General features: G+C 71.2%; 6 protein-coding genes. 3 read left to right on the forward strand and 3 right to left on the reverse strand.

All coding sequences use genetic code 11. The annotated features are described in order from the left end of the window. From G5C62_RS25585 to G5C62_RS25595, 3 genes are all read right to left on the reverse strand, one after another. A partial coding sequence (locus G5C62_RS25585) for a branched-chain amino acid ABC transporter permease (RefSeq protein ID WP_164703221.1) occupies positions 1 to 585 on the reverse strand: 585 nt, incomplete at its 3' end. Between the two features lie 3 nt (positions 586 to 588). Continuing rightward, positions 589 to 1,950: a branched-chain amino acid ABC transporter permease gene (locus tag G5C62_RS25590; RefSeq protein WP_241176137.1), complete on the reverse strand. Its 1,362-nt coding sequence runs from the start codon at positions 1,948 to 1,950 to the stop codon at positions 589 to 591. A gap of 196 nt (positions 1,951 to 2,146) precedes the next feature. Continuing rightward, positions 2,147 to 2,554: a PaaI family thioesterase gene (locus G5C62_RS25595; RefSeq protein ID WP_036340824.1), complete on the reverse strand. Its 408-nt coding sequence runs from the start codon at positions 2,552 to 2,554 to the stop codon at positions 2,147 to 2,149. 27 nt (positions 2,555 to 2,581) lie between these two features. Here G5C62_RS25595 and G5C62_RS25600 point away from each other — a divergent pair, with 27 nt between their 5' ends. From G5C62_RS25600 to G5C62_RS25610, 3 genes are all read left to right on the forward strand, one after another. Beyond that, positions 2,582 to 2,764 carry a hotdog fold thioesterase gene (locus G5C62_RS25600; RefSeq protein ID WP_241176138.1) on the forward strand — a complete coding sequence of 61 codons (183 nt, stop codon included), beginning with the start codon at positions 2,582 to 2,584 and terminating at the stop codon, positions 2,762 to 2,764. Between the two features lie 196 nt (positions 2,765 to 2,960). Further along, positions 2,961 to 4,322, forward strand: coding sequence for a branched-chain amino acid ABC transporter permease (locus G5C62_RS25605; RefSeq protein WP_241176139.1), 1,362 nt, complete (start codon positions 2,961 to 2,963; stop codon positions 4,320 to 4,322). Between the two features lie 3 nt (positions 4,323 to 4,325). Next, positions 4,326 to 4,910: branched-chain amino acid ABC transporter permease (locus G5C62_RS25610; RefSeq protein ID WP_164703221.1), on the forward strand; the 585-nt coding region annotated here is incomplete at its 3' end.

The following is a 4,910-nucleotide window of genomic DNA, read 5'->3' on the forward strand; positions in this document are numbered from 1 at the left end:
GGCGTCCTCGTCCTCCCGGATGGCCTTCACCACCCGGCCCCACGGTGAGCGCATGAGCGCCCAGACCAGCAGCGAGCACAGCGCCACCAGGATCCACCCGACGGTGACGACCCAGAGCTCGCCGCCGCTCCAGGTGGTGCCGATCAAGTTGTACCGGCGGCCGGTGTCCCACGGGGCCAGCGCGATGAAGTCGCGGTTGAAGGCCGACAGGCCCCGGGTGCCACCGGTGACCGGGGTGGCGGAGACCGATCGGAAGACCAGTCTCAGCCCCTCGGCCGTGGCGATGGTGACGATCGCCAGGTAGTCGGCACGCAACCTCAGCGTGGGCAGGCCCAGCAGCAGGGCGAGCACGACGGCGGCGAGCACCCCGACGAGGACGCCGACCCAGAAGGGCAGCCCCCACTGGCTCACCGAGATGGCGATGCCGAACCCGCCGAGCATGGCGAAGGCGATCTGGCCGAAGTTGAGCAGCCCCGTGTACCCGAAGTGCACGTTGATGCCGATGGCGAGCAGGGCGAAGAAGATCGCCTGGAACCCGAAGAACGCCTTGCCCGCGATCGCGAACGCGTTGAGGAGGTCGGCCATCGGTCAGCCGATCCTGGCGCGGCTGCCCAGGATGCCCTGGGGACGGACGACGAGGATGACGATCAAGAGGAGCAGCCCTCCGACGTACTTCATGTCATTCGGGATGACGAGGGTGGACATCTGCACGAAGACACCGACGATGAGGCTGCCGAGCAGGGCGCCGTAGGCGGTCCCGAGCCCGCCGAGGGTGACCCCGGCGAACATCAGCAGCAGCAGTCGGAAGCCCATGTCCCACTGGACCTGGTCGGAGAGGCCGAGGAGCACCCCGCCGAGCGCGGCGAGCGCACCGCCGAGCACCCACACGAACAGGACGACGCGGTTGACGTCGATCCCGGAGGACGCCGCCAGGTCCCGGTTGTCCGACACCGCCCGCATCGCCTTGCCGATCTTGGTGCGCTGCAGCATGAGCGCCACCAGCACGAGCACGACGACCGCGATGACGATCGAGGCGACGTCCCGGTCCTGCAGGGTGAACGGGCCGTAGCTCTTCGCCCGCTGGCCCTGGTAGTCGGCGTAGGGGTTGGAGAACCCGCCGTAGAAGATCTGGTAGCTGTAGCGCAGCGCCAGGGACAGGCCGATCGAGACGACCAGCGCCGCGATGAGCCCGGTGCCGCGTCGTCGCAGGGGCCGCCAGATGGCCAGCTCGTTGAGGGCGCCGACGACCCCGCCGACCACCATCGCCAGCAACGCGGCGGGGATCAGCGGCACCCCGCCCTGCACGTTGATGTACCAGGCCGCGATGGCGCCGATGGTGACCAGCTCGCCGTGGGCGAAGTTGGTCAGCCCGGTGGTGCCGTAGATCAGCGACAGGCCGACCGCTGCCATGGCGATCAGGAGCCCGAACCGCAGGCCGTCGACGAACAGCTGGACGGCCCGGATGGTGCCGCCGCCGTCGTTGCGACTGCCGTCGTTCAGGCCGATGTTCACCGGCTGGGCTCGCCCCGCGTCGACGGTGACGGTGCGGCTGGGCTCGCCGTTAAGCTCGACCCCCTCCGGCAGGTCGTCGGGGTCGACGGTCACGACGTACTGGCCGGCGCCCGGCAGGTCGACCGCCCACCGGCCGTCCTCGTCGGTCTGGACGGTGTCCACGACGTCGCCGTCCGGTGTGGCCACCTCGACCGAGATGCCCTCGATCGGGCCGCTCAGGCTGGTCTGCAGGGTGCCGCGCACCTGCTCACCGACGGCGGAGGCGACGCCGGGGACCAGGGTGGCGAAGGCCATCCCGAAGGCGGCGACGAGCAGGACCAGGACCAGCGGACGGCGGGCGCTGCGCCACCGGCGTGCGCTCCGCCGGGGTGCTGACCGGTCCTCCCGGGTGGAGCTGCGTTCCCCGTGCCTCGCGGCACGGTGGGGCGCGTGCGTCACTCGACCTCCCAGCCGTTGGATGTGAGGCGGGACAGTAACCCACCCCTGTTACGGGGATCGACCTGCTGGGACACACTGTGACCCTTCTGCGACACGCCGATGTGCTACTCGCCGGTAGTCCGGGAGCGACGTGTCGGCCGGGCCCGCGGTCCGGCGTCCCCGGGGAGCGAGGCGCCAGTGCGGGCCCGGAGCGGGTTCAGCGGGCCGGGCGGATCAGGCAGGTGAGCCGTGCGCTGGCCGTCGGCCGGCCGGCCTCGTCGCTCACCGAGATCAGGAAGGTCGCCAGCGTGCGGCCACGCCGGACCGGCGTGCAGACCGCGGTGACCAGGCCGGAGGTGGCCGCCCGCAGGTAGCTGGCGTTCAGCTCGATGCCGACCACGGTGCCGCCGGGCCCGGCGTGCAGCATCGCCGCCCAGGACCCGATGCTCTCGGCCAGGGCGCAGGTGGCTCCACCGTGCAGCAGGCCGAAGGGCTGTTCGTTGCCGGCGACCGGCATGGTCGCCACCAGCCGGTCGGGGGTGTAGTCGGTGATCTGGATCCCGAGCTTGTCGTCCAGGGGCCCCTGGGTGTCGGACGGCAGCCAGTCCGGACGCGCGGTGGTCATCCGCGCACCGTAGCCACCGGCGGCACCGTGGTCGGCATCGAGCTGAACGCCAGCTACCTGCGGGCGGCCACCTCCGGCCTGGTCACCGCGGTCTGCACGCCGGTCCGGCGTGGCCGCACGCTGGCGACCTTCCTGATCTCGGTGAGCGACGAGGCCGGCCGGCCGACGGCCAGCGCACGGCTCACCTGCCTGATCCGCCCGGCCCGCTGAACCCGCTCCGGGCCCGCACTGGCGCCTCGCTCCCCGGGGACGCCGGACCGCGGGCCCGGCCGACACGTCGCTCCCGGACTACCGGCGAGTAGCACATCGGCGTGTCGCAGAAGGGTCACAGTGTGTCCCAGCAGGTCGATCCCCGTAACAGGGGTGGGTTACTGTCCCGCCTCACATCCAACGGCTGGGAGGTCGAGTGACGCACGCGCCCCACCGTGCCGCGAGGCACGGGGAACGCAGCTCCACCCGGGAGGACCGGTCAGCACCCCGGCGGAGCGCACGCCGGTGGCGCAGCGCCCGCCGTCCGCTGGTCCTGGTCCTGCTCGTCGCCGCCTTCGGGATGGCCTTCGCCACCCTGGTCCCCGGCGTCGCCTCCGCCGTCGGTGAGCAGGTGCGCGGCACCCTGCAGACCAGCCTGAGCGGCCCGATCGAGGGCATCTCGGTCGAGGTGGCCACACCGGACGGCGACGTCGTGGACACCGTCCAGACCGACGAGGACGGCCGGTGGGAGGTCGACCTGCCGGGCGCCGGCCAGTACGTCGTGACCGTCGACCCCGACGACCTGCCGGAGGGGGTCGAGCTTAACGGCGAGCCCAGCCGCACCGTCACCGTCGACGCGGGGCGAGCCCAGCCGGTGAACATCGGCCTGAACGACGGCAGTCGCAACGACGGCGGCGGCACCATCCGGGCCGTCCAGCTGTTCGTCGACGGCCTGCGGTTCGGGCTCCTGATCGCCATGGCAGCGGTCGGCCTGTCGCTGATCTACGGCACCACCGGGCTGACCAACTTCGCCCACGGCGAGCTGGTCACCATCGGCGCCATCGCGGCCTGGTACATCAACGTGCAGGGCGGGGTGCCGCTGATCCCCGCCGCGTTGCTGGCGATGGTGGTCGGCGGGGTCGTCGGCGCCCTCAACGAGCTGGCCATCTGGCGGCCCCTGCGACGACGCGGCACCGGGCTCATCGCGGCGCTGGTCGTCTCGATCGGCCTGTCCCTGGCGCTGCGCTACAGCTACCAGATCTTCTACGGCGGGTTCTCCAACCCCTACGCCGACTACCAGGGCCAGCGGGCGAAGAGCTACGGCCCGTTCACCCTGCAGGACCGGGACGTCGCCTCGATCGTCATCGCGGTCGTCGTGCTCGTGCTGGTGGCGCTCATGCTGCAGCGCACCAAGATCGGCAAGGCGATGCGGGCGGTGTCGGACAACCGGGACCTGGCGGCGTCCTCCGGGATCGACGTCAACCGCGTCGTCCTGTTCGTGTGGGTGCTCGGCGGTGCGCTCGCCGCGCTCGGCGGGGTGCTCCTCGGCCTCTCCGACCAGGTCCAGTGGGACATGGGCTTCCGACTGCTGCTGCTGATGTTCGCCGGGGTCACCCTCGGCGGGCTCGGGACCGCCTACGGCGCCCTGCTCGGCAGCCTCATCGTCGGTGTCTTCGTGCAGATGTCCACCCTCGTCATCCCGAATGACATGAAGTACGTCGGAGGGCTGCTCCTCTTGATCGTCATCCTCGTCGTCCGTCCCCAGGGCATCCTGGGCAGCCGCGCCAGGATCGGCTGACCGATGGCCGACCTCCTCAACGCGTTCGCGATCGCGGGCAAGGCGTTCTTCGGGTTCCAGGCGATCTTCTTCGCCCTGCTCGCCATCGGCATCAACGTGCACTTCGGGTACACGGGGCTGCTCAACTTCGGCCAGATCGCCTTCGCCATGCTCGGCGGGTTCGGCATCGCCATCTCGGTGAGCCAGTGGGGGCTGCCCTTCTGGGTCGGCGTCCTCGTCGGGGTGCTCGCCGCCGTCGTGCTCGCCCTGCTGCTGGGCCTGCCCACGCTGAGGTTGCGTGCCGACTACCTGGCGATCGTCACCATCGCCACGGCCGAGGGGCTGAGACTGGTCTTCCGATCGGTCTCCGCCACCCCGGTCACCGGTGGCACCCGGGGCCTGTCGGCCTTCAACCGCGACTTCATCGCGCTGGCCCCGTGGGACACCGGCCGCCGGTACAACTTGATCGGCACCACCTGGAGCGGCGGCGAGCTCTGGGTCGTCACCGTCGGGTGGATCCTGGTGGCGCTGTGCTCGCTGCTGGTCTGGGCGCTCATGCGCTCACCGTGGGGCCGGGTGGTGAAGGCCATCCGGGAGGACGAGGACGCC

It is taken from the genome of Modestobacter sp. KNN46-3 (assembly GCF_011039295.1).

Excerpts from the sequence above, each read along its gene's own strand:
- G5C62_RS25595 (WP_036340824.1), bottom strand. The coding sequence starts at position 2,554 with ATGACCACCGCGCGTCCGGACTGGCTGCCGTCCGACACCCAGGGGCCC.